Here is a 26,501-nt window from a genome sequence, read left to right on the forward strand (position 1 = left end):
CGCCCTGAGCGAATTTATTCGCCCCTACATAAGCGCTGATTTCATCGACAAATCGGAAAGTTATTTTTAACCGAATCCTATGCGGATTTATTGACATTGCTTTCGCCTCGGGTCAGAAACTGAATGATTTTGGCATCGTTGGATTCGGCCAGCAGCTTTTTGGGCGAACCGGTCGCCCGCATGGTCTTGGTATCGGGATCGAGAAAAACCGAGTTGGTGCCGATAGCGAAGATGCTCGCCAGTTCGTGGGTGACGACAACAATGGTCGCTCCCAGCGTGTCGCGCAGGCTGGCGATCAGGTCATCCAGCAGCTTGGCGCTGACAGGGTCGAGTCCGGCCGACGGTTCGTCGAAGAACAGAATCTCTGGATCGAGCGCCATGGCCCGGGCCAGTCCGGCACGTTTTTGCATGCCCCCGCTGATCTCGGACGGGTAATAATCCTCGAATCCCGCCAGACCGACCAGGGCAAGCTTGTAGGACACGATGTCGGCGATTTCACGGCTTCCCATACCGGTGAATTCGCCCAGCGGCAACGCGATGTTTTCTGCCAGCGTCAGCGAACTGAACAAGGCGCCGCTCTGATACAAAACCCCGATGCGCCGCATGATGTTGATGCGTTCCTCATCGCTGGCATGCCAGAAGTCTTGCTGCTCGTAGAACACATCGCCCTTGGCGGGCCGCTGCAGGCCGATCAAATGCCGCAGCAGCGTGCTTTTGCCGCAACCGCTGCCGCCCATGATGATGAAAATGTCGCCGCGATCGATCGTAAAATTCAAATCCCGCTGAATCACGAAATCGCCGTAAGCCATGGTCAGATTCCTTACCGTGATATGCGGCGTATTCATGGCTCTGTTTCCGGTCAAATACCGAGCCGGTCACAGATTAACGTAATTACCGAATCGGCAACCACGATGTAGACGATGCTGTTCACCACGGCTGCTGTTGCGGCATCGCCGACAGCGGAAGCGCTGCGTCCGCACTGCATGCCGCGCATACAGCCGGCCGTTGCGATCAGCGTGGCGAATACCAGGCTCTTGAACAGACCGATGCTGAAGTCGGTCAGATCCACGGCTTTTTGGGTTTCATTGTAGTACTGGATCAAGGACACATCGAACGCGCTGACCGTGACCATCGCCCCGCCCAGAATGCCCATCAGGTCGGCATAAAGACACAGCAGCGGCATCATCAGGATCAACGCCAGCATGCGCGGCAGTACCAGGAACTCCATCGGCGATATGCCCATGGTTCTGAGGGCGTCGATTTCGCTGTTGACGTTCATGGTGCCGAGTTGCGCGGCATAGGCGGCGCCGGTGCGCCCGGACATGATCACGGCCGTCATGAGCGCGCCCATCTCGCGGACCGTGCCCAGGCCGACCAGATCGGCGATATAGATCTGGGCGCCGAACATGGCCAGCTGCACGGCACCGACGAAAGCCAGAATCAGGCCCACCAGCAAGCTGATCAGCGTTACGATCGGCAAGGCCGCTGGACCTGCATCCTGTATGCACAAGAACATATCAACAGTACGAAAGCGCGCCTTGCCCCGGATCAGCGCCATGAAAGCCAGCACGGTCTCGCCGATAAAGGCAATTAGCCCCTTGGCATCTTTAAGGCCTTTCAGGACCGTTTTGCCAATTTGGCCCAGCGTGGATTTTTTTTGCTCCGTGCGGCGGTCCCCGGCTCGTTCAGGCACCGCGCGCGCCAGTTTGAGCAGTGCCTGTACACCCTCGGGTAATCCGGACGCATCTATGTCGATATGATGGGCTTGGCAATAATCGATGACCCTGAGGAGATAAGCCGGCAGTCGGCTATCCCAGCTTCCAAGCTCATGCGCCTGCAGTAAAACAAGGCTTGGATTTTTAGATGCGTCCAAATCCGCGAGCACCTGTTCGGCTTGCTTGATTGTTGCGCCATGATCCCAGTTGCCGGTCAACTGTACAGCCACGGTCGAATCGTCAATCCGGATGAAATTGACCTGGCCCGATGCAGTACTGGCAGCGCTCACGTCATACTCCTGCGAGCATTGCCGCTAAAGCTTTCAGCGGTCCAATGGATGTAGAGGTTTTTTTCATGATGCCTGTTTTTAACATAAATCGTTTCCACTTTAAGAAAAGTCCATGCAAAAAATTTATACCGCTGCCCGGATCTAACTGGACCGCGAATATCGGTAAGGCACTGATTAAGACAGCAATGGCGGCTTTTATATCCGTTGAGATTTCGTTGGTGTCAGTGATCACATCATTGAATAAAACAATTAATGTTTGCTTATTGATAGGGATGAGCATTTTAGACAGGATTTGTCTATAATCCGCGCTCCAAAAGCACGTTATTTCCCTGCATTAATTTCTCGTTTATAAAGCTGTTTCTACTATAAAAAAGATGAACAAAATCCCGCTAATGGCACTGTTATGGCTAATGGCCTTTTATTGCCCGGCAAAAGCCTATGCCGATAAGGCACCCAGAATAGATCCGATTCAACTGGAACGCCAGATTCACCAGCAGATCAATCGTGAGCGGCAAAGGTACGGTCTGGCGCCACTGGTTCAGGATGAAAAATTGACTGTGATAGCGCGTAATCACAGTCAGGATATGGCGAGGTTCAATTTCTTCAGCCACATCAATCCGCAGGGTGAAGGTCCAGCCGAGCGCGGCAAACGTCAGGGCTGGGACAAAAAAAAGCAGACTGGCCCCAATACATGGAAAACCGGTTTATCTGAAAATATTTTCCTGAACAGCCTTTACAACAGAATAGTGATAACGACCCGAAACGGCATTGCCGTCGGTAGGGAATACATCTGGAAGAGTCAGGAAGAGCTCGCGCAGACGACGGTGCAAGGCTGGATGGACAGTCCGTCGCACCGCCAAAATATTCTGTCGCCGCTGATCGACCGGCAAGGCATCGGTGTCGCTATCTCGGGCAATGATGTTTATGTGACGGAGGATATGTTTTAGTCGTTACTGGGTTCGCTTTTTTCAAACAACGGCACAAATTCCCCGTACCCGCTTTCTTTCAGCTTGTCCGCCGGAATAAAGCGCAGCGCGGCTGAATTCATGCAGTAGCGTTTGCCGCCTGTCGCCTGGGGGCCGTCATCGAAGACATGGCCCAGGTGGGAGTCGGCCAGGCGGCTGCGGACTTCGGTGCGCGTCGTGAAAAAGCCGCGATCTGTTTTGGTCGTGATGCTGTCCATGCTGATCGGTTTGGTAAAGCTCGGCCAGCCTGTGCCGGAGTCATATTTGTCCAGCGAACTGAACAGGGGTTCGCCCGAAACCACGTCGACATAAATGCCGGGCTGCTTGTTATTCCAGTATTCGTTGTCGAACGCGCGCTCTGTGCTTTCGCGCTGAGTCACGTCAAACTGCAGCGGCGTCAGACGGCTTTTGAGTTCTTCCTGCGCGGGTTTTACGAATGAGCGGGCATCCCAGGCTGAAGCCGTGGCGGCGCATAGCGATAATGTCAGCAATAAAATGATCTTGTTCATGGTAAACCTCCGGAAAATGGCATAAGCGGCTATTGATTAACTGATGTTACACGGACAAGTGGCCTCTGTGTCAAATGCGCGCCTGTAGGGTCGAATTCATTTATGCCCTTTGGGTACTTGTGTCCTTTAGGGTATTCGACCCGGGACGCCTCGTTAGTCATTCAGTGCGAATGAATTCGCACCTACGCGGGCATTGGGCCGCTTTCGGTAAAGGCGACTCAAGAGCTGTAGTGCCCGGGAGCGGCAAACGGCATAAAAAGCTACCCGTGCGTAACATCAGTGATTAAGTTGGGCGCCATAACGGCCATAAAACCACTTCAATATGAAAGGCGTCAGCAGGGTGGTCAGGGCGACCACGATGATCATGCCTGCATAAATCGCGTTATTGAAAATATTACTTTCTTTGCCCAGCTCGGCAAAAATCAAGCCGATCTCGCCGCGCGGCACCATGGCTATGCCGATCGCCCAGCGTTGAAGCCGGGAGCCTTTGATGAATAAAGGGCTCATGATTTTGCCCGCAACAGCGGCCACAAATAGAGTCGAAGAAAATACCCAGACAAAAGGCGAGTTCCATTCGATTTCACGCAGATTAAGCGATAAACCGACCGTGACAAAGAAAATGGGCGTAAACAAATGAATGATCGGCTTCATCTGCGCTTCTATTTCATGGGCGAAGTCTGCATCAACCGCCAAAGACGCGCCAAACGGCAGAAAAAACCGGCGCGACAAAGCCAGTCCCGCGCTGAAGCCGCCGAGCAGTTCGGGCGCTCCTGCGGCATGGGCGAGCCAGGCAAAAAACAGCATCAATGAAACAATTGTGCTGGGAATCAAGCCCGGCACATCACTCACGTTACCGAGATGCCTGATGATGAACGAGATCAGTTTTGCGGCGATGGGCGCCAGAACAAAAAAAACCATGATGGAAAGCAATACCTTGCCGGCATTGATCAGATTGACGCCTCCGCCTATGGAAAACTCATACAATAACGCCAGCATAACCACGCCGAGAATATCATCGAGCACCGCCGCTCCCAAAACCACCTGACCCTCGGTGGAATCCTGGCGCTTCAGGTCCGCCAGTACTCTCAATGTGATGCCGATGCTGGTGGCCGTCAGCGTTCCGCCTATAAACAGAGCGGTCAGCAGCGGCAGCTCAAAAAATCGATAAGCCAGGAGAAAACCCAAAACAAACGGCATACTTAAACCGGCGAAGGCAACCACAAAGGCCTTGGCCCCTGTTTGCGCCAGACGCCTGACATCGGTTTCCAGGCCCACTTCAAACAGCAGCATGATGATGCCGATTTCCGCCAGCAGCTTAACGGCCTCAACCGGCTGGACCCAGTTCAGCAGGCTAGGGCCTATCAGCACACCGGCCAGCAGTTCGCCAATAACACCCGGCGCTTTCAGGCGAACGGCCAGTTCGGTAAACAGACGCGCCGACAGCAGAATGATGAGCAGCGTTAAAAAATAATCATGGACCGCCATTTGAGATGCCGTAATCCATTAGTCAGCTGGAAACAGGCCCGGTTTCAGGGCTCTCGGACTCGTTTCAATGAGTAATAAGTATTGCCACATAAGACAATGCCTGTTTTCGGTAATTCATATATGGATGGGAAACGAACAAAAAGAAAGGCAGAGGAAAAGCCTGTTCTAATGTTCGATCCCTTGGAAAAACGATAAAACGCTTAGCTTGCAACACCGAGGATTACTGCCCCGGCTTTGAATACGGCAGTTGCAGGCTGGCCTTTGCGCAAGCCCAGCGTTTCCACGCTGTCATTGGTGACAGTGGCGGCTATCTTTTCTCCACCGACTAATTCGATATCGACTTCGGCATTGACCGCCCCCGGTTTGACTTGAGTGATCGTTCCGGCCAGCTGGTTGCGGGCAGAAAGCCGGTAACCGCCGAAATCGGTGACAATGATGATTTGCGGCGCCTTGACCAGCGCGATGACCTCCGTGCCGGTCTTGATTGCCAGGTTTTCCACCGAATCCTTGGTGATCGAGGAGACAATAGTGGCGCCTCCTTTCAGTTCGACATGCACTTCTGCATTAACCGCGCCGATAATGACTTCTTTGACAGTGCCTTTGAATTGATTGCGTGCACTTGCTTTCATGATGAAACTCCCTATTTATTGTGGATTAATTCAAGATCGAGGTGCCCTTGATTTGCACATAAACCCCCATGCCGACCCGCAAACCCAGCAACACCGTGGACTTGCGCGTGATGTGCGCCAGCAATGCCTGATTGCCGACCTTCAGCCGCACCACACTTTGCCCACCGTGACCATCGGTCAGGCCGGTGACGGTCGCCGGCAGTACATTGAGAATGCTGGTGGCACTGGGCAACTCAAGGGCGATACTAGCATCGCGGGCATAAACTTGCACGCGCAGCGGCGTGCCGACAGCGGCATCGATCGCCGGCAGGCTGAGCGTGCCGCCGGCAAAAGCAACGCGGGTCAGATGGTAATCGGCTTCATGTTCGATGACGGTTACCGGCCAGACCGTGGCGGCCTCCCTGTCATGAGCCAGCGGCACATCGAGACGGCTCAGCGTTTCCGCCAGCGGCCCCGAAGCCAGCGCCCGGCCGTCGGCCATAATCACCAGCGTGTCGGCCAGCTGCGCGACTTCCTGCTGGGAATGCGTGACATAGAGCACCGGAATGTTGAGTTCCTGATGCAAACGGTTCAGAAACGGCAGGATTTCCTGTTTGCGTTGGAAATCCAGCGCTGCCAGCGGCTCGTCCATCAGCAGCACCTCGGGATTCAGCGCCAGCGCGCGGGCGATGGCAACCCGCTGCCGCTCGCCGCCGGACAAACGGTCGGGCATCCGTTTGAGCAAATGGCCGATGCCCAGCAATTCAATAATTTGGTGCAGATCGGCAGCGCTTGAAGGTTTATTGATCCGTTTCAGGCCAAACTGCAGGTTTTCGGTCACCGTTAAATGCGGAAACAGACTGGCCTCCTGAAACACATAGCCCAGCGGCCGTTTATGGGTCGGTACGAACACGCCGCGCTCGCTGTCCTGCCAGACCTCGCCGTTGATTTTAAGAAGACCCTGCGGCGCGCGTTGCAGGCCGGCGATGCAGCGCAGCAAAGTGGTCTTGCCGGAGCCGGACGGGCCGAACAGTACGCTGATGCCTGAACCGGGCAGGCGCAGATCGACGTCGAATTTGAATTCGCCGTAATCGAGAAAAAAGCGGGCGGTGATAGTCTGGGTCATTTGAGTTGATGGGCGACAGGGTGGGCTTTCAATGCGCTGTACATCAGCAGCAGCACCGAGAACGAAAACGCCAGCAGGCCGCCGGCCAGCCAGTGCGCCTGATCGTATTCCAGTGCTTCGACATGATTGTAGATCTGCACCGACACGACCCGTGTTTTATCAGGAATATTGCCGCCGACCATCAGCACCACGCCGAATTCGCCGACCGTATGCGCGAAGCCCAGGATCGTCGCGGTCATGAAACCGGGGCGAGCCAGAGGCACCACGACCGTGAAAAAAGTATCCAAAGGACCCGCGCGCAGAGTGGCTGCTGCTTCCAGGGGGCGATCGCCGATAGCGGCGAAGGCGGCTTGCAAGGGCTGTACGACGAACGGCAGTGAATACAGGACCGATGCCACGACCAGACCGCCAAAGGTGAAAGGCAAGGTACCCAGGCCCAATTGGGTCGTCAATTGGCCGATAGGCCCGCTTGGCCCCATCAGTATCAACAGGTAAAAGCCCAGCACGGTCGGCGGCAACACCAGCGGCAAGGCGACCAGGGCATTGCAGACGCCTTTCCAGCGCGAAGTGGTACGCGCCAGCCACCAGGCCAGCGGCGTGCCCAGGATCAGCATCAACACGGTCGCCAGCCCGGCGACTTTACAAGTCAGCCACAGGGTGGCGATATCGGCGGAGGTTAGCATAACGGGGCCTTATTCATCACTTGGGTAAACCGAAGCCGTATTTTTCGATAATAGCCAAGGCCGTCGGCGATTTGAGGAAATTCACCAAAGCCAGGGCAGCTGGGTTTTCGGCGCCGGTTTTCAGCAATACCGCCGTTTGTCGGAATGGGCTGTGTAGCGTATCCGGAATGATCCAGCCCGAACCGCTACCGATTTTTCCGCTCGCGATATCGATGACTTGCGCCAGTCCCACAAAGCCGAGTTCGGCGTTGCTGGTGCTGACGAACTGAAAGGTTTGGGAAATGTTTTCGCCTTGCACGAATAAAGGGCGCAGCTTTTCCAACACGCCCAGATGCGCCATTACTTCTTCCGCCACCACACCGTAGGGCGCATGGCTGGGATCGGCCAGTGCCAAGTGCTGGAAGCCGCCTTTAGTCAGGACTTGGCCTTGATCATCGACGTATCCCGGCTTGGCAGACCAGAGCACCAGCTTGCCGATGGCGTACACGAAACGACTGTTGGCCACAACATGGCCGGATTTTTCCAATTCCAATGGGTATTTCTCGCTAGCCGACAAATACACTTCGAATGGTGCGCCGCTCTGGATTTGTGTATACGCCTTGCCGGAAGAGCCGAACGACAGTTTGGCACTGTGGCCGGTGGCTTTTTCAAATTCAGCGGCGATTTCGGTCATCGGTTTGGTGAAGTCGGACGCCACTGCGACCAGCGTGGTTTCGGCGTGTGCGATCGCGTTGACCGAGAACAGAAACAAAGTCAGAAAAATGCTCTTTGAAAACAGATACAAAGTCAGCAGGACGCTCTTTAAAGAATTAAATAACATGGCTTATCTCCAAAATAAAAAGGCTGTTGCAGCGGGCGATTTCCCTCCCGCCTGCCGGCAAGTGCCGGCTTTAAACAAGCGTCGCGTGGGCGACATGATACTAAAACCGAAATAAACTCTGCACGTAGAAATAATCAAGATCCTTGGCATCCGGCGCCAATGGCGCATCCTTGGCGAATTCGCCTTTGAACAGATGCGCCCAGCCGGTTTCCAGATTCAGGCTGCTGTTGATGTCCCAGCGCGCCGCCAACTCCAGTTGTTGGCCGATAAAATTGCCGGTATTGCCGGTTCTGTCGCGTAAGTTGGCGGCGGTCCAGGCGTCTTTGTCCTCGGCCAGCCAGAAAAACTTGTGGCTTAGAAAGGCTTGTACATTGGATCGCGGCTTAATGCCGATCCGATAGCCCGGCGTGTTGATGTTGCTGCGGGCAAATGTGCCGTAGATGCCGGTCGGACCGTACTGGAAACGCCGGGCGCCAAACAGGGTGTCGAAACGTTCATCCTTGCCGTCGTTCGGATCGCGATCGCCGCTGGCATAGTCGTATTCGAGCGACAGGCGCGGGGACCACGGCAGATTGAAGGTATAGCCGACATTGAAACTCTGATACCAGGCCTGATGCTCCAAGTCTCTACCGTCGGAGGCTCTTTTACTGGAACGCACCGTGCCCAGCTGGCCGATGGCTTCCAGCTCGAAATCGAACTCCTCTTTGGCGGGCTTCCTGTAAACCCGCATGCCGGGCGTGAAATAGCGGCGATTGCTGGTGGGGTTGCGGTTCCTGTCGCCTTCATCCAGATGGTACAAATACAGTTCGGCGTTGGTTTTCCAGGGTAAATCGTAGATTTCCAGAAAACCGCCGGAGAACCAGGCCTGGTATTCCGGTTCATCGAAACTATGGAAATGGTCGAGCAGTTGCGCCGAATTATTCGGATAACGGCCGACCGGCATCGTAACGAAGGCAGTGAATTGCCAGTGGTTGTAGTCGAGAACCCGCAGCCGCAAACCGTCGAAAGTGTTGATGGTATTGCGGAACACATTGCGGGCCACCAGACGGCGACTGCCGAAATTCAGGGTCTGCCGGCCGGCGATGACTTCCGCCCCCAAGCCGCTGTAAGCTACGTTCTGATCGGCCCAGGCCAGATAGCCCTGGATAAAATCGGCTTCATCGACATGGGTATTGTTGAGTCCGGAGCCTTCATCCGCGCCGAATTGCCGCGCATCGAGAAATTCGCCGCCGACGCGCCAGTGGCCGAAGCGCGCTTCCAGAGACAGGTCGATCTGCATCGGAATCTGCTGGTCGCCGCCCTGGCTGCCGGCCTTGAAACTGCCGTCCAGGGTTTCATAGCGGGTGCGCTGTTCCAGCGACACTGACAGCCAATCCGGCAAGTCCAATGCATCGTGCAGATTCCAGACCGGCTTCTCATAGTTACCGTAGCCGGTCAGTGCATCCCGCATTTGACTGGAAAACGAAGAGAAGGGTGGTTTGGTGTAGCTTTTCTTTTCTTCTGCCGCCTGAGTAGTATTGCTGGCCCCCATGTAAATGCTGCTGACGATAATTAAACTGAGTGTATAGCCGGCAGTAATGCCGGTAATATGCTTTCTTTGCACAGTCAAACCTAATAATTATTGTAAGTACGAAATCTGTATCGCAACACTTACTTTGAAAGCTCCCAAAATAAGCATCGCTCTAGTTTAATTCGTTATATATATAAGTATATAACGCTAATAGCTTCTATGCAAATAATGCGCCATTTATTGATGTTGCAACTATATCTTTGATTTATATTGGTTATTGTTGTTGAGTCAGAAAATAAATAATGTTGGGTTTCAAACATTTTGTTATGTTTTGTAGGTTGAGTGAGAAAGCGATTATTCAATCTTGTCTTTTCATCCATAAAGCGTCTTGAACGATGGTAATGCCCGGTTCTTCCTCAAGGTGTTGAATGGCGGGAGACAAGGCGGTTGGGAAACGTAACACGCTTCCGCCTCCCGGCCGAAATGTCCGGTTTTCGAACAACGCCAGCAGATAATGAATTTGACGTATGAACATAATGGCAAGCGACTGAGGGCGGCTGGTCATTCAAGCAATAAGCCGCCGCTGCTAGCCGCTCCGGTTGCATCGAGGTAATAGTGGCCATCGCCATGGCTGACCACCCGTTGATAGGGCAGGGCGTCAAGCTCGGCGAGGTAAGCAATGGCGTGGGTTTTGATCAGGCAATAAACAACGTCGCCCTCCTGCAAAGCCATGTCCCGGCAGGAGCCCTGCGTGATTTCGGCCAGCAGCGTGCTGCCGCAATCGACCTGGACGATCAGGCTTTCTCCGCTGGGAATCAATGCGCAGATGCGTCCCTTGATCTGGTTTTGGATCGATATGCCGTCGATATAGCGGCGCGATAGGGCTATGTCGTTGGCGCGTATCGACACCTGGGCCTGACTGCCGATAGCCAGATGCGGCCGTAGCGGCAGGGTCAGCGGCAGGCCGAAACTGTGGGCCAGGCTGCAACCGCCCAGATAATCGTGACGGCTGATCATCACCGGCAGAATGTTATCGATCCGGCGGATACCCAGATAACGCAGCATGCCTTGATGTTTGGCGGCCTCGAGCAACGAACCGTTGTGCAGCACTTTGCCTTGTTCCAATACGATCAGCCGGTCGGTCAGCTCCAGAATCTCGCCCAGGGATTGGCTGGCGTACAGTACCGGCAAGCCCAGTTCATCCCGCAGGCGGCTCAGAATCGGCAGCAGCTGTATTCGGTAACCGTTGCCGATCGCGGCAAAGGTTTCATCCAGCAGCAACAGTCGAGGCGATTTCAGCAGTGAACGGGCCAGTGCCACCCGCTGGCGTTCACCGGCGGAAAGCAGTTCGATCACATGATTGAGGATAGGCCCCAGTTCCAACAGCTCGATCAAAAAATCCAATTTGAAAATACTGCGGTGTTTCAGCGTGCGGTTATAGGCGGCGGTCAGATTGTCGCGGACGGTTTCCGCCGAATCGGTGCGGTCGGTCTGCAACACGGCGCCTACAGGTCGCTGTTCGCGCGGCATCATGATGCCTTTGCGGCTATCGAACAGAATCTTGCCGTCCAGCACGATATGCCCGCTTTGCGGTTGAATAGTACCGGCGATCAGGCCGAGTACCGTGCTTTTACCGGCACCGGATCGGCCAAACAGACCGGTACTGGTGTCGTTGATCGACAGGCACGTGCTCAGGTTGAAATGTCCTTGGCGCAGTTTTACATTCATTTCTAGCAGCATGTTTACCTCCATTAATTAACGGGCCGACCCGGCCGCAACCGAAAGTTGGTTTGCGGCCGGGTCGTACGAGACATCAACCGGAGACGGACAGAATCACCGACCCGGCTTTAAACACCGCGGTAGCCGGCTGACCTACGCGCAAACCCAATTTTTCGACGCTGTCGTTGGCGACGGTGGCGGCGATTTGTTCGTCGTCGGCTAACTTGATGTCGACTTCGGCATTGACCGCGCCGGGGTTAACCCGGGTTACCGTGCCTTGCAGCTGGTTGCGGGCGGAAAGCCGGTAGCCGCAGTAATCGGTGACGACTGAAAAACGGCTTTTGTTGAGCTTGGCATAGGCCCGATTCGATTCATGGTTCAAAACTCAACGGTTCTGTTGCATCGCCTGCCGGAATTTGAAGCGCAGCTTTTATAACGATTCCAAAAAGCGGATAAGCGCCAGGCGTCTGCCGACGGGTAACTCGGCAAAACGTTGCCGGGCGGGCAATGCTTCGCCCCCATGCCACAGCACGGCTTCCGTCAAGTTGCGCGCGCGGCCGTCATGCAGGAAATAACTGTGCTCGTTGATGCGCGCTATCCAGCCGATTCCCCACAACGGCGGCGTGCGCCACTCCCGTCCGCTGGCCTGAAAGTCGGGCCGCCGGTCGGCCAGGCCCTCGCCCATGTCGTGCAAGAGCAAATCGGTATAGGGATGCAGGGTTTGCCCGGACAGGGCCGGCAGCGGCAGAAAGTCATCGGTCGTCAAAACCGGTACGTGGCAGGCGGCGCAGCCAATGGCAGAAAATGTTTGTTCGCCTTGCTGCACCACCGGATCATCGGCATTGCGACGGGCCGGGACTTGCAACAGGCGCAGGTAGCTCAGCACGGCATCGAGCTGGGCATCGGCCAGTTCGGGCTGCCGGGCGGACGGCGACTGCTGGCAGGCAAGCTGGACAGCGCTGCAGTTTTCCTCCGGATGCAATGATGAGGTAATCCCCATGTCGCCGATAAAAGCGCCGGCAATTTGCTGCTGGAGCGTGGCGACATTGGCCTTGAGCCCGAAGCGCCCGATGGCCGGACGCTGCCGCTCGGCATCCCAGACATAATTGGGATGGCCATTGACGCCTTGTTGCCGGCCTTGTTCAGCCAATTGCAGGATAGTCTTTTCAGAGACGGCTTCCAGTAAGCCCAAACCAAATACCGGCGGTCCGACGCGCGGCGAGAACCGGATGTCGGCATCTAACGGCCCGTAGTGCAGATCGGCGAATTGGTATAGCGGCATCCTCAAGCTGATGGTTTCGCCGTCCGGCAGCGTCACGCGCTCTTCGCGATAATCGACGCTTACCTGTCCTTCACCGGGTACGCCGGGAACGCCTTGTTCGTTCAGCTGAGTGCCGTAGACAGGATGCGGCAAGGGGCCGCCGTGCGGGTCTTGCCCCGGCAGGCTCAGGCGCACCAGCATCGAACGCATGGCCTGCTGCGGATTTTCCGGCGGCTGCCCGCGTCCGTTCTTGGAATGGCAGGACAGACAGGACAATTGGTTGTAAAGCGGGCCGAGCCCGGCGATTTCTATATCCTCTGCCGGCGGAATCACCCAGCTTTGCTGGAATAAACTGCGTCCCTGCAGAGCTTGGTTTAGTTGTTCCTCGTCGACTTTAGAATAAATGCGGCTGAACGCTTCCCGGCTTGCATCTTGAGCAACCCAGAGGTTTTCCGCTTGCGCAGCTTGCATGGCCGTCCCCAGTAACAAACACGGCAAGAGTTTAACCACTGGCATTGTCAACGCTCCCATTGCGCCAGCAATCGTTCGGCTTCCTTGTATCTGTCGCCGATTTCAGCGCGCCACGCCTGTTCCAGTTTATTCGCCTGTATTTCGGCATCGGCGTCATTGGCACGTGTGTGCTTCATGAAGATTTGTTGCGTTTTTAAGTCCTGAGCCTTTTTGCCATCAATCGGTACGGCGGTCAGTAACCGCCTTATGTGCGCAATTCGCCTGTCTGCTTTGCCGCCGTCTTGCGCTTCCAGTCTGCGCAATTGCTGCCAGAGACGTTGCGCCGTTTCATGATGTTCGGTCAGCAGCAGTTCGAACAGTGCATTATCCAGCGCCAGGCGCTGCAACGTCACATTTCGGTCGTAAACGGGCGGATGACTGACGGCCGCTTTGAACGGATCGAAATAACCCTCCGGTTTATCCGCGTAAACAGCCGCGCGCACCGGAAGCTTACGGACATCCGGATGAAACAGCAGTTTTTGCCCGGTTTCCGACAGCATGAAGTTCACGAAGCGCCGGGCCGCTTTCGCATGTTGTGTTGCTGCGGCAATGGCGATGTGCGCGGGCGAATAGGCGACAGATTCCGGATAAATCATTTGCAGCGGTGCGCCGTTCGCTTGCGCCGATGCGGCGAAAAAATCGATACTCGGTGCGATGCCGCGTTCGCCGGAACCGATAATATCGGTAATGAAAGCCGGGCCGGGGGGCAACAGTTGCGCATTGGCCGCGATCTCCGCCAACAAGGCCCACCCGGATTCCCAGCCGTATTGCTGCAATATGCTGTCGATCATCAGCGGTACAAAATTACCGCGCTTGGATGGCACCGGCAAGGCAATGTGTCCGCTGTAGCGGGCATCAGTCAAATCCTGCCAGGATTTCGGTAGAGGCAGCCCATGTTTGCGCAGATATCCCGGATTGACTGCGAAGCCGAAGCCGGCAATTTCGGTCGCGCAGTAATAACCGTCCGGATCGATCAGCGGCAGTGCGCCGATATTGTCCGCCAATCCGGTCCGGTCGATGGCGAGTTTTTGCCAGGCGCCTTCCTGCTTCAACTGCAGAAAATTATGCAGCGCGGCTGACCAATAGACGTCGACGCCGCCCTGCGCAGGCATGCGCAAATACGGCAGCGCATCGTGCCTGCGCCATAACACCTTCAGGTCGATATCGGGGTTATCGCGCTCGAATGCTGTTTCGAAAAGCGCGACGACTTCCTCAGGATAAGCGGTCAATACCGTCAGTGTTTCTTTGGCCGCCGCCTCAAAACCACTCAAACCCATCATCAGAACAAGTAAAAGACGAAATTTCATCGAGTTGACTCCTTGGCTCAATAGCGCATTGTGAGGTTGGCAAAATAATTGCGTCCCGGCTCCGGAAAGCCCGCCATGTAGGCGTAGTTTTGATCGGCGACGTTATTGACGCCGAATTCGGCGCTGAGGTTTTCGTGCACCGGAAGCGTCGCCTTAAGAGTTCCGATAACAAAATCAGGAACGATTTCACTAGCAATTCTTGTGCCGGGCGTATTGCTGAAGCGTTCCGAGTTGTATTCCGCGCTGGCCAGCAAACGCAGATACCGGAAGGGCTGGTATTCGACATAAGCGAACACCTTATGCCTGATGGTATCGAGCGGCTTGATTTCAGGGTTGGTGATATTGTTGCGATCCAGCCAGGTATAGTTGAAATGCATGCGCCATTGCTCGTTGATTTCGGCAGTCGCATACAGCTCGATACCCAGATTTTCCTGTTCGCCGATGTTCTGCAATTGAAAGCACGGCGGACGGGTACAGCTACTGCTCGGCAATATCACGCTCTCGATCGTGCTGTCGATTTGGCTGAAAAATACCGCAGCACCGTAATCGAGCAACCCGAACGCCCTGCCGTCCATGCCCAATTCGTAATTCAGGGCTTTTTCCGCCTGCAGATCGGGACTGGGCAAGGCACTGCCGAAACTATAGGAATAGCGATCCTTTATTGTCGGAAACCGGGTCTTGTGGGCCAGACTGGCATGCACCGTAAAATCCTCGAGCAATTCGTAAAACGCGCTGCCTTGAATATTGTAGGCATCCTTGGTTCCACCCAGCGGAAACGAGACGATTTGATTATTGATCAAATCCTGCGCCTGCAGGCGTTTTTGCTGCTCGTAGCTGGCGCCGGCCACAAACCTAAGTGCGTCGGTAGGCGTATAGCTGTCTTCGATCGCATAGGAATAGTACTCGTCGGCAAAACGCTGACGCGGCTGACCGATATCGCCGATTTCACGATGCACATCCTGTTTGTAGTTGAATCCGAGTTTGATTTCATGGTGGTCGAACCAGGTCGTGTCGTATTCAAAACCGGCGCCGAAGGTATAGTCGTCATATTGGCTGTTAAAGGCATAAGGCCTCAACATGGTGCTATAAGTGGCGTCATCGAACGACACCAGACTGTTTTCGAAGGTATCGTGATAAGCGCGCAGTTTAATCGTATGATCCTCGGCAAATTGCGTGCGCGATAGGAAAAACACGCTTTCCTTGTCCCAATAAGGCCAGCGCCAATAGCGGATACTCGCGTTTCGGTCCTTGCCGGCATAGGGCGGCGTATCCTTGCGGCCACTTTGATGGTTAAAGCCGACCGCGTATTCGTCGGTTTCGTTCGGTGTCAACCCTAGCTTGACACTGCCTTTATAGTCGGTATTGCCCGAATTTTCGCGTATGCCGCCATCCTCAGTCGTCGTCGGCGTGAAATCATCGGATAAACGCCAGAACTGCCGGTCCAGATAGGAAGCGCCGCCTTGGATATACCATAAGCCCTGGTTCGAGCCGAAGTTCAAAGCAGTCTGGTAATAATTGGCATCGAACCGGGAATCCATGCCCATGCCGGTTGTCAGATCGCCTTCCAGCTTCCGGGACGGACGCCGGCTGACCAGATTGACGCTGCCGCCCAGCGTGTTCGGGCCATAGAGGACGGAGGCATTGCCTTTGCTGACATCGATTTGGCTGATGTCGAAGGTCGTAAACCGGTTCAGATCGACATTGCCGTCGTAAGGCACATACACAGGAATGCCATCCATGAACAGCGGCACCTGCCGGGAATTGAAGCCGCGCAGGTAAATCAGGCGCTCGTTGCGCGCGCCTAAATTCTGCACCGATACACCGGGCAGCAGGTTTAAGGCCGAAGCGACATCGTAGCGGTTGTTGCGCGCTATGTCCTCGGCCGTAATGGTTTCCTTGTCTGAAGGTTGTTCTTGTTCCACTTTTGCGTTAACTTCGATAACGCCTAAATTAAAAACATCGTCGTCGGCGGGTGCTGCCTGGGAGAAGGCCGTTATTGTTAACAACAAAGGAGAAAAGCGCATTATCTTGCCTGTTAGTGCTGATAGTATATAGCTCGGTTTTACACACGTGCCACAGCCATGAATGGCTTATAATCCCGAGCTTTACTCTCGCTTCGATGCTTATGGTGGTGTAAAACAAGCGTTATTTGTTTAAAGCAGAGCTATTTTAATTCGTTATGTATTTAAGTAAATAACGAAAATTGGCAACAGGCTATTCCTGTTCGGGAAATAATGTTTCACTCAATTTTTGCGAGGCAACCAAGACTAATGACCAGCGACCCAAACCACGACGATTTTCCGACCGCCTGGCTCGAGGGCGAATTGCGACTGGCCGGCATACTGGACAGCCGTATGATCGGCTTGCTGAGGGCCATCGATGAAAGCGGCTCCATCAATCAGGCGGCCAAACAGCAGGGGTTGAGCTATAAAGGCGCCTGGCAGATGATAGAGCGCGCCAATAATCTGGCGCCCAAAGTCTTGATTGCCACGGCAACCGGCGGCAGCAAGGGCGGCGGCACGCGCCTGACCGCCGCCGGGCAGGCGCTGCTACAGCTGTTTACCCGGCTGGAGCAACAGCACCGGCAATTCCTGCGGCAACTCAATCAGGGGTTGGCGGATGATCCCGAAATGATGCTGCTTCTTAAGCCGCTGGCGATCAAAACCAGCGCCACTAACCAACTGTTCGGCACCATCACGGCCATTCAGTCCGGCGCCGTCAATGCCGAAGTATCGGTCGAGTTAAAAGGGGGGGAGCGGATTGTCGCCGATCTGGGTTTGTCAATGCTTGACCGGCTTGAGATCAGCGTCGGCAAGGATGTGCTGCTGCTGATCAATGCCCCGGAGATTGGCATTGTGACCGAATTCGATCATCAGCGTCTGTCGGCGCGCAACTGCCTGCACGGCGCAGTGATTCGCGTGCAGCGGGACGGCGTCGATGCGCAGGTTGCGCTCCGGCTGCCAGGCGGGGACAGCCTCGTCGCCACAGTCGCCCAGGCCAGCGTTGAATCCCTGGGGCTGAAATATGACGTGCCGGTCAGTGCCGTGTTTAAGAGCAATGCCGTGATGCTTGCCGTGGGGGATGCCTGAAGAGTCTCGGTCACCGGCGCAATAACAAACTTGCCTGCAACCTTGATGGCGAATCTGGCGTCATGGATTTACGCTACCAGGATCTGAAACGGCCTGTGTCAAGATGTACGAAATTGAGGTGTCTATAATACCCGACCCCGCCACGGTGCAGTGCCAGCGCGGCGTTTCTGATCTTTCGCGTATCCAGTCCTTTCACGTGCAGATCGATAGCCCGGCCTTGCATGTGCAGACTGTGTTTTGCAGCGCCGCACCGGCACCTTTTACGCAATCGGGCATTGGTGCGCGGGGAGCGGTAACCTGAGGAACAATAGAAAGGCCGATTGATGCCAAGCATGATTTTCAGGTCATACAACTGATCCAGCAAGGCCGGATCTATAGGATGAACCGCGTCGTTATGGTAATCACGCAGCAGATAATTGATTTCCCGCAGGGCACCTTCAATATAATGGCCCTGTTCAAAGTAGGTCAGCTTTAGCTTGTCACCGGTATGTATATGCTCAAGGGCGAGCGTTTTGTGCGAAGGGTTCACTTTGCCTGCTGCATTTGCGATCTCTGTCTCACTCAGTGTCAACAAAGAACTGCATGCCATCATCCTCAGAAATCTGCGCCTTGATGCTATAAAACTGCCTGCATCAATTTCCTGGCTTGTCGATAGATACTGGTTCACGTTTTATTTTTTAAATACAACGGATAGTTCTATTTGCTAAGCCTTTGACTAGCGGATATTAAATAGATCCTGAATAAACATTCACATGGCTATTTCCATGATATTTGTCATTAAGCGGTCAAATATTTGATGACCGTAACATCAGCTAAAAAACCAGGGCGAAGCCACTTAATCCGGGAGATGGCGACTGTAAGACACCAGCGGTACGGGGTTTGCAACCGCGTTCCCAACGTTTCTGCGGTATCCGGGCCCGGTGGCGCATTTGACCAATGCCAAACATCCCGGACGGGGCAACATGCCCCGTCCGGCTGATGGGGACTTCATGGATCGTCATGCGCGGGCAGGTGCCCTGGGTAAATCAGCTCCGCCGGCGGGGCAGGGAAGCTTCGGCCGCATCACGGCCAAAACGGCGTCGGCACCACAACTGGAAGCGGTCCAGATAGAGATATACCACCGGCGTCGTGTAAAGCGTCAGCATCTGGCTGACGATCAGCCCGCCGACGATGGAAATGCCCAGCGGCTGGCGCAATTCGGCGCCGTAGCCGGTTCCGAAAGCCAGCGGCAGAGCGCCCAGCAGGGCCGCCATGGTCGTCATCATGATGGGCCGAAAGCGCATGAGACAAGCCGTGAAGATGGCGTCGTGCGAGTTCAGTCCTTCGTTGCGTTCGGCATCGAGCGCGAAGTCAATCATCATGATGGCGTTCTTTTTTACCAGGCCGATCAGCAAAATCACGCCGATCAGGGCGATGATGCTGAATTCGGTCCCGAAAGCGAGCAGGGCGAGAAGCGCGCCGACGCCGGCTGACGGCAGCGTTGACAGGATCGTCAGCGGATGAATATAGCTCTCATACAGCACGCCCAGCACGATATAAATCGTGGCCAGCGCGGCCAGGATCAGCCAGGGCTGGTTGCGCAGGGATTGCGCGAAGGCCTTGGCCGTGCCCTGAAAGCTGCCGTGTATCGAATCGGGCACGCCCAGTTGATTCATCGTTTCCTCGATAGCTTGCGTAGCCGTCGACAGCGAGGCTCCGCCCTTGAGATTGAACGACAGCGTGGCCGCGGCAAACTGGCCCTGATGGTTGACGGTCAGCGGCGCACTGGTCAGATCGTAGCTGGCGAACGCCGACAGCGGCACCTGCCTGCCGGCCGGCAATTCCGGGTTGGGCGGAACGCTGACGTACAGTTTATCCAGCGTGTCCGGATGCTGCCAGTATTCGGGCGCCGCTTCCATCACAACGTGATACTGGTTGAGGGGCGTATAGATGACCGAAACCTGGCGCTGGCCGAAAGCGTCATTCAGGGTCGAATCGATCAGCGCCTGCGTGACGCCCAGCCGCGAGGCCGCGTCGCGGTCCACGTTCAGGAAAACCTGCCGGCCTCCTTCCTGCTGATCGGTATTGACGTCCGCCAGTTCCGGACGTTGCGACAGCGCTTTCAAAATCCGCGGCGTCCAGGTGTGAAGGTCTTCGAGATTTTCGGCCTGCAGCGTGTATTCGAACATGGCCGCTGCGCCGCGCGCGCCGACCCGCAGATCCTGGACCGGCTGCAGGAACAGGCTGGCTCCCGGTTCCTTGGCGAGTCTGGCGCGCAGGCGCTGCATGATCTGCTCGGCTGTCAGCTCGCGTTCCGTAATCGGCTTGAGGGTAACGAACATGAACCCGGTATTGCTGCCGCTGGTGAACCCGACCACATTTTCAACATCCGGCTCCTTGCGCACGATCTCGGAAAAATCGGTCAGTTTCTGCTGCATGGCGGCCGATGAAATGCCTTCATCGGCCCGAAGGGCGCCGGCCAGCCGGCCGGAGTCCTGCACCGGAAAGAAGCCCTTGGGCACGATGATGTAGAGATAGACATTCAGGATGATCGCGCCCAGCAACAGCACCATCATCAGCGGCCCATGGTCCAGCGCCCAGCGCAGCGTCCGTTCGTAGCCGGCGAGCAGGCGGTCGAACTGCCGTTCGCTCCAGTGATAGAGCCTGCCGTGCCGCCGGTCCTCGGCGCGGGCCAGCCAGCGGGAGCAGAGCATCGGGGCCGTGGTCAGCGAGGCCACCAGCGAAATCATGACCGCCGCCGAGAGCGTGGCCGCGAACTCCCGGAACAGACGGCCGACGATACCGCCCATCAGCAGGATGGGAATGAACACGGCGATCAGCGACAGGCTCATGGACAATACCGTGAAACCGACCTCGCCGGCGCCTTTGATGGCGGCCTGAAATGGCGGCAGGCCTTTTTCGATGTGGCGCGTGGTGTTTTCCAGCACCACGATGGCGTCATCGACCACGAAGCCCGTGGCGATGGTCAGCGCCATCAGGGACAGGTTGTTCAGACTGTAGCCGGCCAGATACATGACCCCGAAAGTGCCAATCAGCGACAGCGGCACGGTAATGGACGGAATCAGGGCCGAACGCAGGTTGCGCAGAAACAGGAACACGACCAGAACCACCAGCCCCATGGAGATCCAGAGCGTCGTTTCCACCTCATGCAGCGATGCGCGGATGGTGCCGGCCCGGTCCATGGGCACCGACAGGTCGATGGACTGCGGAATGGAAGCCCGAAGCTGGGGCAGCATGGCCCTTACCTTGTCCACTGTCGCGATGATGTTGGCTTCAGGCTGCTTTCTCAGTATCAGAATCACGGACGGCTTGCCATTGCTGATGCCGGCGTTGCGCAAGTCCTCCACGGAATCGACGGTCTGGCCGATATCGGCGATGCGCACGGGGGCGCCGTTGCGATAGGCGACGATGAGCGGCAGGTAATCGCCGGCCTCGCTGACCTGGTCATTGGCATAGAGCTGCCAGTGCCGGCTGTCGTCCGCGACGGAGCCCTTGGGCCGGTTGGCATTGGTGGTGGCGATCGCGGAGCGGACATCCTCGAAGCCGATCCCGTACTTTGCCATCGTGTCAGGGTTGAGCTCCACCCGGACCGCCGGCAGCGAGCTGCCGCCGACGTCCACCTGGCCGATGCCCGGAATCTGTGAAATTTTCTGCGCCAGAATGGTCGAAGCCGCATCGTAAAGCTGGCCGCGGGTCTGGGTTGCCGAGGTCAGGGCGATGATCATGATCGGCGCATCGGCCGGGTTGACCTTGCGATAGCTGGGGCGGGTCGGCAGGTTCGTGGGCAAGAGGCTGCTGGCCGCATTGATCGCGGCCTGCACATCCCGAGCCGCGCCATTGATGTCCCGGTCGAGATCGAACTGCAGGTTGATGCGCGTGGAGCCCGTGGAACTCGTCGATGTCATTTCGTTGATGCCTGCGATCCGGCCGAGAGAACGCTCGAGCGGCGTGGCCACCGTGGCGGCCATGGTCTCGGGGCTGGCGCCGGGCAGCGCGGCCCGCACGGAAATGGCCGGGAAATCGACTTGCGGCAGCGGCGAGACCGGCAGTTGCAGGAAGGCGACCAGGCCGGCCAGCGCCAGTCCGATCGTCAGCAGCGTCGTCGCCACGGGACGGGCGATGAAATGCGAGGAGAGCATCGTCACGGTCGGGCCTCATTGTTTTGAGTCCGCGACAGCCGCTGGCTCAGCCTGTCGAAAGCCAGATAGATGACCGGTGTCGTAAACAGCGTCAGCACCTGGCTGAGAATCAGCCCGCCGACCATGGTGATGCCCAGCGGATGGCGCAGCTCCGATCCCACGCCCGTGCCCAGCATCAACGGCAGGGCGCTGAGTAGCGCCGCCATGGTCGTCATCATGATCGGCCTAAAGCGCAGCAGGGCCGCCTGAAAGATCGCCTCCCGCGCCGGCTTGCCTTCCTTGCGCTCGGCCTCCAGGGCGAAGTCGATCATCATGATGGCGTTTTTCTTGATGATGCCGATCAGCAAAATGATGCCGATGATGCCGATAATGCCCAGATCCGTGCCCGACAGCATTAGCGCCAACAAGGCGCCGACGCCGGCCGACGGCAGCGTCGACAGGATCGTGACCGGATGGATATAGCTCTCGTACAGCACGCCCAGCACGATATAGACGGTCACGATCGCGGCCAGGATCAGCCACAGCGTGTTCGTGAGCGAGGCCGTGAAGGCGCGCGTGGCGCCCTGGTAGCTGCTCTGTATGCTCAGGGGCAGGCCGATTTCCTGCTTGGCGGATTCGATGTTTTCGATCGCTTCGCCGAGAGCCGCGCCCGGTGCAAGGTTGAACGAAACCGTCGCGGCCGGGAACTGGCCCAGATGATTGATGATGAGCGGGACCGACTGCTCAGATATTCTGACCACGGCCGGGAGCGGCACCTGTGTGCCGTTCGAGGAAGAGACGCGGAGGTCTTTAAGGGCCGCCGAGCCTTTCTGATATTCCGGTTTCACTTCCAGCACGACGCGGTACTGGTTCGACTGCGTGAAGCTGGTCGAAATCAGCCGCTGGCCGTAGGCGTTGTATAACGCGTTATCGATATCCTCGGTCGTGACGCCGAGACGGCTGGCGCTGTCGCGGTCTATCGACACGAAGGCCTGCAGCCCCTGGTCCTGAATGTCGCTGGTCACATCGGCCAGATGCGGCTTGTGCGAGAGCTGCCCGACGAGGCGGTGCGTCCAGTGGTTCAGCTCTTCGAGATCGACCGCTTCCAGCGTGAACTGGTACTGCGTGCGGCTGACGCGGTTCTCGATGGTCAGATCCTGCACCGGTTGCAGGTACAGCGTGATGCCGGGCACTTCGGCAAGCTTCGGTTGCAGCCGCCGGATAACCTCCGACGCGTTGATGCCGCGCTCGGCCAATGGCTTCAGCGTGATGAAAAAACGCCCGCTGTTGAGCGTGGGATTGGTGCCGTCCACGCCGATGAATGAAGACAGATTCTCGACGGCGGGGTCGGCCAGCACCACCTTGGCCAACGCCTGCTGGCGCCGCGCCATGGCCGTAAAGGACACGGTCTGCGGCGCTTCGGAGATGCCCTGAATGACGCCGGTGTCCTGAATCGGGAAAAAGCCCTTGGGCACGATCACATACAGGAACACGGTCAGCGCCAGCGTCGCGAACGCCACCAGCAGCGTGATGGCCTGGTGATTCAGCACCCGGTTCAGCGTCCGGCCGTAGCTGTCTGTGAGTTTTTCGAAGAACCGGCCGCTGCTGCGGTAAAAGCGGCCGGACTGTTTTTCGGAAACCGGGCGCAGGATTTTCGCGCACATCATCGGCGTCAGCGTCAGCGAGATAACGCCGGAGATCAGAATAGCCACGGACAACGTGATCGCGAATTCGCGAAACAGGCGGCCGACCACGTCTTCCATGAACAGCAGCGGGATCAGCACGGCGACCATGGAAACCGTCAGCGAGATAATCGTGAAGCCGATCTGCTCCGAGCCCCTGAGCGCGGCTTGAAGGGGCGTCTCGCCCTTCTCGATGTAGCGCGTGATGTTCTCGACGACGACGATGGCGTCGTCCACGACGAAGCCGGCCGCGATGGTCAGCGCCATCAGCGTCAGGTTGTTGATGCTGAAGCCGGCCAGATACATGACCGCAAACGTGCCGATCAGCGACAACGGCACGGCGACGCCCGGAATGGCGGTCGCGGACAGATTGCGCAGAAACAGGAAAATCACCAGCACCACCAGCGCCACGGCCAGCAGGAGCTCATGCTCCACATCCCGCACGGAGGCGCGGATGGTCGTCGTGCGGTCGCTCAGCGGCACGATTTCCAGGGCGGTGGGCATGGCCGTCTGCAACTGGGGCAGCAGCGCCTTGATGCGGTCCACCACGTCGATGACGTTGATGCCGGGCTGGCGCTGGATGTTAACGATCACGGCCGCCGTCTCGTTGGCCCAGGCGGCCAGGCGCACGTTTTCGGCCGCATCGCTGACTTCGGCTACATCGGACAGGCGCACGGGCCTGTCGTTGCGGTACGCGATGATGATCGGCCTGAATTCGTCTGCCGAGCGGAGCTGGTCATTGGCGTCGATCGTGGCCGCGCGCATCGGGCCGTCGAACATGCCTTTGGGCTGGTTGATATTGGCGCGCGCAATGGCTGTGCGCAGGTCTTCCAGGCTCAGGTTGTAGGCCGCGAGCGCCATCGGATTGGCCTGGATGCGCACGGCCGGGCGCTGGCCGCCGCTGATGGTGACCAGGCCGACCCCCGGCAATTGCGACAGTTTCTGCGCCAGGCGCGTGTCCACGAGGTCTTCGACTTTGGTCAAGGGCAGCGTTTTCGAGCTGACCGCCAGCGTCATGATCGGCGCGTCGGCCGGGTTGACCTTGCTGTAAATCGGCGGCATGGGCAGGTCGTCAGGCAGAAAGCTGGTGGCCGCGTTAATGGCCGCCTGCACTTCCTGTTCGGCAATGTCGATCTCCAGATTCAGATCGAACTGGAGCGTGACGACCGATGCGCCGCCCGAGCTGGAGGACGACATCTGATTGAGCCCCGGCATCTGGCCGAACTGGCGCTCCAGCGGCGCCGTGACCGACGAGGTCATGACGTCCGGACTGGCGCCCGGGTAGAGCGTGACGACCTGAATGGTCGGATAGTCGACCTGGGGCAGGGCGGAGATCGGCAGCGTGCGGTAGGCGACGATCCCGACCAGCAGCAGGGCCACCATCAGCAGCGTCGTGGCGACCGGGCGCAGGATGAAAATGCGGGACGGGTTCATGACGCCGGCCGTGCGGGCTCTCGCGTGACGAGCTCCACTTTGGCGCCTTCGCGCAGCTTGTCGGTGCCATCGATCACGACCCGTTCGCCGGGCTCAAGCCCCTCAAGCACGGCGACCTGCCCGCCCTCGGCAGGACCCAGCGTCAGCGGGCGCACGCTGACGGTCTCGTCCTCCTTCACGACATACGCAAACGTGCCTGGCGTGCCGCGTTGGATGGCCGACCCCGGTATGATCGTGACGGCCCGCAGCGTATCGACGGTCATCCTGACATTGACGAACTGGTTCGGAAACAGGGCATGGTCCTCATTGTCGAATTGTGCCTTGAGCCTGATGGTGCCGGTTGTTGTGTCGATCTGATTGTCCACGGCCACGAGCCTGCCCTGGGCCAGACGGGTATTGCCCGAGCGTTCGTAGGCCTCTATCGGCAACTTCTCGCCGGCGCGCAGCCGTTTCATGACGGCCGGCAAGTCATTTTCAGGCAGCGTGAAGACGACCGTGATGGGCTGGATCTGCGTCAGCACGACCAGACCATCGACATCGGAAGCCTGAATAATATTGCCCTTATCGACCAGCCGCAGGCCCAGGCGTCCCGTAAACGGGGCCTTGATGCGCGTATAGGCCAGCTGCAGTTTGGCATCCGCGATTAGTCCGCGGTCCGTTTCCACCGTGCCCCGATACTGTCTGACCAGCGCCTCCTGCGTGGCGGTCTGCTGCGCGGCGATGGAATCCTGTTCCAGCAGGGTCTGGTAGCGTTCCAGGTCTATCTGCGCGTTCTTCAGCAGCGCCTCATCGCGCAGCAGCTGGCCTTCGGCCTGCATGAGCTGAGCCTGGAACGGGCGCGGGTCGATTTCCGCCAGCAGATCGCCTTCGCGCACCATCTGGCCTTCCTCGAAAGCGACGCGGATCAGCTCGCCGTCCACGCGCGACCGGATCGTCGCCGTATTGAGCGCCGTCACCGTCCCCAATCCATTCAGATAAATCGGGAAGTCGCCCCGCGTGGCCGCCTCGGCCACAACCGCCACGGTGGAAAAATCTGGTTTGCCCGGTTTTTCATCAGCCTGTTGTTCTGGCTGGTCGGGGCGGAGCTTGACAAGATAGGCGGCCGCCATGATGGAAAGAATGACGGCCAGTCCGATGAGAAGCAGCTTCAAGTTACGCGATTTCATTTAATGGAGCGCTTCCTTAATAGAACAGAGATAAAAATTTCAATATTAATGCTCAACTATGATACGCAATGGCTAAAGGTTTTATTGGGAAAGTCACAAAGGTTTTAAGAAAAAACGCTTAATGTCCTCCAAATGCCTGCAGACGAGGATTTGTACCCCGCATAGACATCAGTTCAAGGCATAAGAGCGCGAAATTCATGGAGAAAATTGTAATACTTCAAACTCGATCCGACGATTTTAACAATTAATCGTGATTAAGGCAGGTACTGAATGTATTGATCGATTGCTGAGGGATATCTCAACATGGTCGTGAATTGCACAGGACGCCTAACGTAAAGGTAAGGGGTGTGCCGCAGAAGGTGGTTAAACGAAGCCAACAAAACCGATTCAAAAGCGAACCTTCAAAATCGCCAACGGGCGGCGCGTTGCTTTGACCGCTGTGTTAGGCAAAATATGTAAATTCAATAGGATGTGCCGACGAAGGAGGCGCATCACTCGTGATGT

General features: G+C 56.9%; 22 protein-coding genes. 2 read left to right on the top strand and 20 right to left on the bottom strand.

Annotated features, from left to right (window positions below; genetic code table 11):
• Positions 1-77: 77 nt before the first annotated feature.
• From METLU_RS0107030 to METLU_RS0107040, 3 genes are read right to left on the bottom strand one after another with little or no spacing between them, the layout of a single operon-like run.
• On the bottom strand, positions 78-845 hold the full coding sequence (locus tag METLU_RS0107030) for an ABC transporter ATP-binding protein (protein ID WP_036242923.1): 768 nt from the start codon (positions 843-845) through the stop codon (positions 78-80).
• Between the two features lie 14 nt (positions 846-859).
• Entirely contained in the window at positions 860-2,005 is a 1,146-nt protein-coding gene (locus METLU_RS0107035; protein ID WP_027157595.1) for an MlaE family ABC transporter permease, read from the bottom strand.
• A 1-nt stretch (position 2,006) separates the two neighbouring features.
• A complete protein-coding gene (locus tag METLU_RS0107040; RefSeq protein ID WP_027157596.1) occupies positions 2,007-2,285 on the bottom strand; it encodes a hypothetical protein in 279 nt (92 codons plus the stop codon).
• A gap of 94 nt (positions 2,286-2,379) precedes the next feature.
• Between METLU_RS0107040 and METLU_RS0107045 the strand changes: the two genes are divergently transcribed.
• Positions 2,380-2,952 (top strand): CAP domain-containing protein, encoded by a 573-nt coding sequence (locus tag METLU_RS0107045; protein WP_027157597.1) that lies wholly within the window; start codon positions 2,380-2,382, stop codon positions 2,950-2,952.
• Here the strand turns inward: METLU_RS0107045 and msrB are convergent.
• The 13 genes from msrB to METLU_RS0107115 form a co-directional block, all read right to left on the bottom strand.
• The gene (gene msrB, locus METLU_RS24770) at positions 2,949-3,479 is read right to left on the bottom strand and encodes a peptide-methionine (R)-S-oxide reductase MsrB (RefSeq protein ID WP_036242924.1); all 531 of its coding nucleotides are present in this window, start codon (positions 3,477-3,479) and stop codon (positions 2,949-2,951) included. The genes METLU_RS0107045 and msrB overlap by 4 nt on opposite strands.
• Before the next feature lie 276 nt (positions 3,480-3,755).
• Entirely contained in the window at positions 3,756-4,964 is a 1,209-nt protein-coding gene (locus METLU_RS0107055) for a cation:proton antiporter (protein ID WP_027157598.1), read from the bottom strand.
• A 200-nt stretch (positions 4,965-5,164) separates the two neighbouring features.
• On the bottom strand, positions 5,165-5,593 hold the full coding sequence (locus METLU_RS0107060) for a TOBE domain-containing protein (RefSeq protein ID WP_027157599.1): 429 nt from the start codon (positions 5,591-5,593) through the stop codon (positions 5,165-5,167).
• A gap of 25 nt (positions 5,594-5,618) precedes the next feature.
• Positions 5,619-6,698, bottom strand: a complete 1,080-nt coding sequence (modC, locus tag METLU_RS0107065) for a molybdenum ABC transporter ATP-binding protein (protein ID WP_027157600.1) — start codon at positions 6,696-6,698, stop codon at positions 5,619-5,621.
• Positions 6,695-7,381 (bottom strand): molybdate ABC transporter permease subunit, encoded by a 687-nt coding sequence (gene modB / locus METLU_RS0107070; protein ID WP_027157601.1) that lies wholly within the window; start codon positions 7,379-7,381, stop codon positions 6,695-6,697. The genes modC and modB overlap by 4 nt, the downstream gene beginning before the upstream one ends.
• Before the next feature lie 16 nt (positions 7,382-7,397).
• A complete protein-coding gene (modA, locus tag METLU_RS0107075) occupies positions 7,398-8,201 on the bottom strand; it encodes a molybdate ABC transporter substrate-binding protein (protein WP_027157602.1) in 804 nt (267 codons plus the stop codon).
• A 100-nt stretch (positions 8,202-8,301) separates the two neighbouring features.
• Positions 8,302-9,732, bottom strand: coding sequence for an alginate export family protein (locus tag METLU_RS0107085; RefSeq protein ID WP_231383697.1), 1,431 nt, complete (start codon positions 9,730-9,732; stop codon positions 8,302-8,304).
• Positions 9,733-10,069: 337 nt separating this feature from the next.
• Positions 10,070-10,276 (bottom strand): hypothetical protein, encoded by a 207-nt coding sequence (locus tag METLU_RS0107090; RefSeq protein ID WP_027157604.1) that lies wholly within the window; start codon positions 10,274-10,276, stop codon positions 10,070-10,072.
• Positions 10,273-11,451 carry a molybdenum ABC transporter ATP-binding protein gene (locus METLU_RS0107095; protein ID WP_027157605.1) on the bottom strand — a complete coding sequence of 393 codons (1,179 nt, stop codon included), beginning with the start codon at positions 11,449-11,451 and terminating at the stop codon, positions 10,273-10,275. The genes METLU_RS0107090 and METLU_RS0107095 overlap by 4 nt, the downstream gene beginning before the upstream one ends.
• 73 nt (positions 11,452-11,524) lie before the next feature.
• A complete protein-coding gene (locus METLU_RS24775) occupies positions 11,525-11,812 on the bottom strand; it encodes a TOBE domain-containing protein (RefSeq protein WP_081679040.1) in 288 nt (95 codons plus the stop codon).
• Between the two features lie 48 nt (positions 11,813-11,860).
• Entirely contained in the window at positions 11,861-13,162 is a 1,302-nt protein-coding gene (locus tag METLU_RS0107105) for a di-heme oxidoreductase family protein (RefSeq protein ID WP_027157606.1), read from the bottom strand.
• Between the two features lie 47 nt (positions 13,163-13,209).
• The gene (locus METLU_RS0107110; protein WP_051299813.1) at positions 13,210-14,508 is read right to left on the bottom strand and encodes an ABC transporter substrate-binding protein; all 1,299 of its coding nucleotides are present in this window, start codon (positions 14,506-14,508) and stop codon (positions 13,210-13,212) included.
• Between the two features lie 17 nt (positions 14,509-14,525).
• Positions 14,526-16,532 (bottom strand): TonB-dependent receptor plug domain-containing protein, encoded by a 2,007-nt coding sequence (locus METLU_RS0107115; RefSeq protein ID WP_036242925.1) that lies wholly within the window; start codon positions 16,530-16,532, stop codon positions 14,526-14,528.
• A gap of 246 nt (positions 16,533-16,778) precedes the next feature.
• Between METLU_RS0107115 and METLU_RS0107120 the strand changes: the two genes are divergently transcribed.
• Positions 16,779-17,597, top strand: a complete 819-nt coding sequence (locus METLU_RS0107120) for a TOBE domain-containing protein (protein WP_027157609.1) — start codon at positions 16,779-16,781, stop codon at positions 17,595-17,597.
• Positions 17,598-17,670: 73 nt separating this feature from the next.
• Here the strand turns inward: METLU_RS0107120 and METLU_RS0107125 are convergent, their stop codons facing one another.
• The 4 genes from METLU_RS0107125 to METLU_RS0107140 form a co-directional block, all read right to left on the bottom strand.
• Positions 17,671-18,126 carry a YcbK family protein gene (locus tag METLU_RS0107125; RefSeq protein WP_331271262.1) on the bottom strand — a complete coding sequence of 152 codons (456 nt, stop codon included), beginning with the start codon at positions 18,124-18,126 and terminating at the stop codon, positions 17,671-17,673.
• Positions 18,127-18,622: 496 nt separating this feature from the next.
• Positions 18,623-21,736: a multidrug efflux RND transporter permease subunit gene (locus METLU_RS0107130; RefSeq protein WP_036242926.1), complete on the bottom strand. Its 3,114-nt coding sequence runs from the start codon at positions 21,734-21,736 to the stop codon at positions 18,623-18,625.
• A gap of 2 nt (positions 21,737-21,738) precedes the next feature.
• Positions 21,739-24,831 (bottom strand): MdtB/MuxB family multidrug efflux RND transporter permease subunit, encoded by a 3,093-nt coding sequence (locus tag METLU_RS0107135; protein WP_027157612.1) that lies wholly within the window; start codon positions 24,829-24,831, stop codon positions 21,739-21,741.
• Positions 24,828-25,997, bottom strand: coding sequence for an MdtA/MuxA family multidrug efflux RND transporter periplasmic adaptor subunit (locus tag METLU_RS0107140; RefSeq protein ID WP_027157613.1), 1,170 nt, complete (start codon positions 25,995-25,997; stop codon positions 24,828-24,830). Before METLU_RS0107140 ends, METLU_RS0107135 begins: the two co-directional genes overlap by 4 nt.
• Between the last annotated feature and the right edge of the window lie 504 nt (positions 25,998-26,501).

The organism is Methylobacter luteus IMV-B-3098, assembly GCF_000427625.1.
GTDB lineage: Bacteria > Pseudomonadota > Gammaproteobacteria > Methylococcales > Methylomonadaceae > Methylobacter > Methylobacter luteus.

What these genes read in the sequence shown, in the direction of transcription:
- METLU_RS0107110 (WP_051299813.1), bottom strand. Translation starts at nt 14,508, where the DNA reads ATGAAATTTCGTCTTTTACTTGTTCTGATGATGGGTTTGAGTGGTTTT.
- METLU_RS0107030 (WP_036242923.1), bottom strand. Translation starts at nt 845, where the DNA reads ATGAATACGCCGCATATCACGGTAAGGAATCTGACCATGGCTTACGGC.
- METLU_RS0107140 (WP_027157613.1), bottom strand. Translation starts at nt 25,997, where the DNA reads ATGAAATCGCGTAACTTGAAGCTGCTTCTCATCGGACTGGCCGTCATT.
- METLU_RS0107095 (WP_027157605.1), bottom strand. Translation starts at nt 11,451, where the DNA reads ATGCTGCTAGAAATGAATGTAAAACTGCGCCAAGGACATTTCAACCTG.
- METLU_RS0107055 (WP_027157598.1), bottom strand. Translation starts at nt 4,964, where the DNA reads ATGGCGGTCCATGATTATTTTTTAACGCTGCTCATCATTCTGCTGTCG.
- modC (WP_027157600.1), bottom strand. Translation starts at nt 6,698, where the DNA reads ATGACCCAGACTATCACCGCCCGCTTTTTTCTCGATTACGGCGAATTC.
- METLU_RS0107120 (WP_027157609.1), top strand. Translation starts at nt 16,779, where the DNA reads ATGACCAGCGACCCAAACCACGACGATTTTCCGACCGCCTGGCTCGAG.
- METLU_RS0107090 (WP_027157604.1), bottom strand. Translation starts at nt 10,276, where the DNA reads ATGACCAGCCGCCCTCAGTCGCTTGCCATTATGTTCATACGTCAAATT.
- modB (WP_027157601.1), bottom strand. Translation starts at nt 7,381, where the DNA reads ATGCTAACCTCCGCCGATATCGCCACCCTGTGGCTGACTTGTAAAGTC.
- METLU_RS0107045 (WP_027157597.1), top strand. Translation starts at nt 2,380, where the DNA reads ATGAACAAAATCCCGCTAATGGCACTGTTATGGCTAATGGCCTTTTAT.
- METLU_RS0107115 (WP_036242925.1), bottom strand. Translation starts at nt 16,532, where the DNA reads ATGCGCTTTTCTCCTTTGTTGTTAACAATAACGGCCTTCTCCCAGGCA.
- METLU_RS0107105 (WP_027157606.1), bottom strand. Translation starts at nt 13,162, where the DNA reads ATGCAAGCTGCGCAAGCGGAAAACCTCTGGGTTGCTCAAGATGCAAGC.
- METLU_RS0107060 (WP_027157599.1), bottom strand. Translation starts at nt 5,593, where the DNA reads ATGAAAGCAAGTGCACGCAATCAATTCAAAGGCACTGTCAAAGAAGTC.
- msrB (WP_036242924.1), bottom strand. Translation starts at nt 3,479, where the DNA reads ATGAACAAGATCATTTTATTGCTGACATTATCGCTATGCGCCGCCACG.
- METLU_RS0107040 (WP_027157596.1), bottom strand. Translation starts at nt 2,285, where the DNA reads ATGCTCATCCCTATCAATAAGCAAACATTAATTGTTTTATTCAATGAT.
- METLU_RS0107130 (WP_036242926.1), bottom strand. Translation starts at nt 21,736, where the DNA reads ATGCTCTCCTCGCATTTCATCGCCCGTCCCGTGGCGACGACGCTGCTG.
- METLU_RS0107135 (WP_027157612.1), bottom strand. Translation starts at nt 24,831, where the DNA reads ATGAACCCGTCCCGCATTTTCATCCTGCGCCCGGTCGCCACGACGCTG.
- modA (WP_027157602.1), bottom strand. Translation starts at nt 8,201, where the DNA reads ATGTTATTTAATTCTTTAAAGAGCGTCCTGCTGACTTTGTATCTGTTT.
- METLU_RS0107085 (WP_231383697.1), bottom strand. Translation starts at nt 9,732, where the DNA reads ATGGGGGCCAGCAATACTACTCAGGCGGCAGAAGAAAAGAAAAGCTAC.